The sequence below is a fragment of the Acidithiobacillus sp. TH-A35 genome, assembly GCF_057473505.1.
In genome coordinates this window covers 1-2,445 of the sequence record NZ_JBYCKR010000150.1, presented here as the reverse complement: position 1 = coordinate 2,445, position 2,445 = coordinate 1, and the positions used below count along the sequence as shown (strand labels likewise).

At 59.8% G+C, this 2,445-nt stretch carries 4 protein-coding genes; all 4 read right to left on the bottom strand.

The features are described 5' to 3' along the window. Positions 1 to 496 (bottom strand): glutamate 5-kinase (gene proB, locus AC2VNK_RS05225; protein WP_486883070.1); only part of this gene is annotated, 496 nt, incomplete at its 3' end. Next, positions 493 to 1,617, bottom strand: a complete 1,125-nt coding sequence (gene cgtA / locus AC2VNK_RS05220; RefSeq protein WP_486883069.1) for an Obg family GTPase CgtA — start codon at positions 1,615 to 1,617, stop codon at positions 493 to 495. The genes cgtA and proB, both read right to left, overlap by 4 nt. A 55-nt stretch (positions 1,618 to 1,672) precedes the next feature. After that, positions 1,673 to 1,933, bottom strand: a complete 261-nt coding sequence (rpmA, locus tag AC2VNK_RS05215) for a 50S ribosomal protein L27 (RefSeq protein ID WP_014030066.1) — start codon at positions 1,931 to 1,933, stop codon at positions 1,673 to 1,675. Positions 1,934 to 1,944: 11 nt separating this feature from the next. Next, positions 1,945 to 2,256, bottom strand: coding sequence for a 50S ribosomal protein L21 (gene rplU / locus AC2VNK_RS05210; protein WP_486883068.1), 312 nt, complete (start codon positions 2,254 to 2,256; stop codon positions 1,945 to 1,947). Positions 2,257 to 2,445: the final 189 nt, after the last annotated feature.

The following is a 2,445-nucleotide window of genomic DNA, read 5'->3' as shown; positions in this document are numbered from 1 at the left end:
CCTCCAGCAAATTGGCGACCATGGCTGCCAGCGTATCATTATCGCCAAAGCGGATCTCGGCACTGGCAATCGCGTCGTTTTCATTGATGATGGGAACGACGCCCATCTCGAGCAGAATGCGCAGCGTGGCGCGGGCATTGAGATAGCGCTGACGATCTCGCAAATCTTCATGGGTAAGCAGGACCTGGCTGCCATGCACACTGCCGCGGCGCAAGAAATCTTCATAGACCTGGATGAGTGCCGCCTGGCCGACGCTGGCAGCCGCTTGCAGTTGGTGCAGAGCCGTAGGTCGGGTCTGCCAGCCGAGGCGCTCCATACCGGCGGCAACCGCGCCGGAGGAGACAAGGACTATCTCGATGCCATGACGGCGGAGTACCAATATCTCTGTGACCCAGGCTTCGATGGCAGCGAGATCCAACCCCTGGCCGTTATTGGTGAGCAGGCTGCTACCGATTTTGATAACCCAACGCTGTGCGGTTTTCAGGTCGCGGCTCACGCCTCTTCCTCCTCCCATTCAGCGTCAAGATCGTCCCCTTCCCAGTCTTCCAAGACCTCGTCTTCGTCACTTTCGTCGCCACAGTCCTCGGTCTGCTTGGGATCGGGGGCGGGGGGCAGGTCGGGGAGGACTTGCCAGATGGCATATAGCAAGGCCTCACATCCGGCACCACTGGCGGCCGAGATCAGAAAGGCAGGTCCTTGCCATTGCAGCGCTTCGCGAATCTGCTGAAAACGTGCTTCCGCCTCCTCCTCCGGAAAGAGATCAGACTTGTTGACCACCAACCAGCGCGGCCGCTCGGCCAAGGCCGGACTATAGGCGGCCAACTCCGCTTCCAGCGCACGGATATTGGCTGCCGGATCGCTCTCGTCGACGGGGGCCATGTCCACCAAATGGAGGAGCAGGCGGGTGCGGCTGAGGTGCTTGAGAAAGCGGGTGCCCAGCCCGGCGCCTTCGGAAGCGCCCGGAATAAGGCCGGGAATATCGGCGAGTACAAAAGACTCGTGGGTGGCGACGCGGACGACGCCGAGATTGGGATACAGGGTGGTGAAAGGGTAGTCCGCCACTTTGGGGCGGGCAGCACTGACAGCGCGGATGAGGGTGCTTTTTCCCGCATTAGGCAGACCCAGCAGGCCGACATCGGCGAGCAGGCGCAACTCCAGGCGCAGGTTTCGTTCCTCGCCTGCAGCGCCTTTCTCAAACTGACGGGGCGCACGGTTGGTACTCGATTTATACGACAGATTACCATGCCCGCCGCGGCCACTCTGGGCGACCAATAGTCGTTCGCCTTCGGTACGCAGGTCACCGAGCAATTCGCGAGTATCGTCGTCATACACCAGGGTGCCGACCGGGACTTTGATCTCCAGGTCGTGGCCAGCGCGGCCCGTCATCTGGCGCCCGGCGCCACCGTGGCCATTTTCGGCGCGATAGCGGCGCTGGTAGCGGAAGTCGATGAGGGTGTTGAGGCTGGCCTGGGCAACCAGATAAACACTGCCGCCGCGTCCGCCATCGCCGCCATCGGGGCCGCCGAAAGGAATAAACTTTTCGCGGCGAAAACTCACCGATCCATGGCCACCGTTACCGGAGGCCACATGAATGCGTACTTCGTCAATAAATTTCATAGAAAAACCCCGCTCCCGCAGAAACGGGGCGGGGTCCCTCTGAGCAGAGGCCTGCTTAGGCCGCTGAAACGACGCTGACGGTGCGCACCTGGCGCGGACCCTTGCGCTCGAACTTCACGACACCCTCGGCGGTGGCAAAGAGCGTATGGTCTTTGCCGATGCCGACGTTGGCGCCCGGATAAAACTGGGTGCCACGCTGACGAATAATGATGTTGCCGCTGATAACTTCCTGTCCGGCGTAGCGCTTGACGCCCAGACGCTTGGATTGAGAATCGCGGCCGTTACGGGAGGAACCTCCAGCCTTCTTATGTGCCATGATTGTGCTCCTTAGGCTTCAATGCCGGTGATGCTGACTTCGGTAAAATACTGACGATGGCCCTGCTGCTTGCGGTAATGCTTGCGCCGGCGCATCTTGAAAATATGTACCTTTTTGGCACGACCCTGGCTGAGTACGGTGGCTTTCACCGCGGCACCCTCCACCAGGGGCCGTCCTACCTGGACATCACTGCCGACGCCGACCATGAGGACACGGTCCAGTGCGAGTTCGACACCGGGCTCAACTTCCATTCTTTCGAGCCGGAGCTTGTCGCCCACTGCCACCCGATACTGCTTGCCACCATTCTCAATGACCGCGTACATCACAAACCTCCAACAAGGGTTTCGCCGATACTGCCCGGAAAAGCTCGCTAAGATACCGTTATTAAGGTATTAACGTCAAGCGTATTTAACTGTCGGGCATTTGGGGTTTTGACAGGTTGTCGGACCAACAAGAAACGGGACGCATCAAGAGCCCGACTGCCTGTTCCAGCGTTTATTGGTGTCAGACAG

Excerpts from the sequence above, each read along its gene's own strand:
- cgtA (WP_486883069.1), bottom strand. The coding sequence starts at position 1,617 with ATGAAATTTATTGACGAAGTACGCATTCATGTGGCCTCCGGTAACGGT.
- rpmA (WP_014030066.1), bottom strand. The coding sequence starts at position 1,933 with ATGGCACATAAGAAGGCTGGAGGTTCCTCCCGTAACGGCCGCGATTCT.
- rplU (WP_486883068.1), bottom strand. The coding sequence starts at position 2,256 with ATGTACGCGGTCATTGAGAATGGTGGCAAGCAGTATCGGGTGGCAGTG.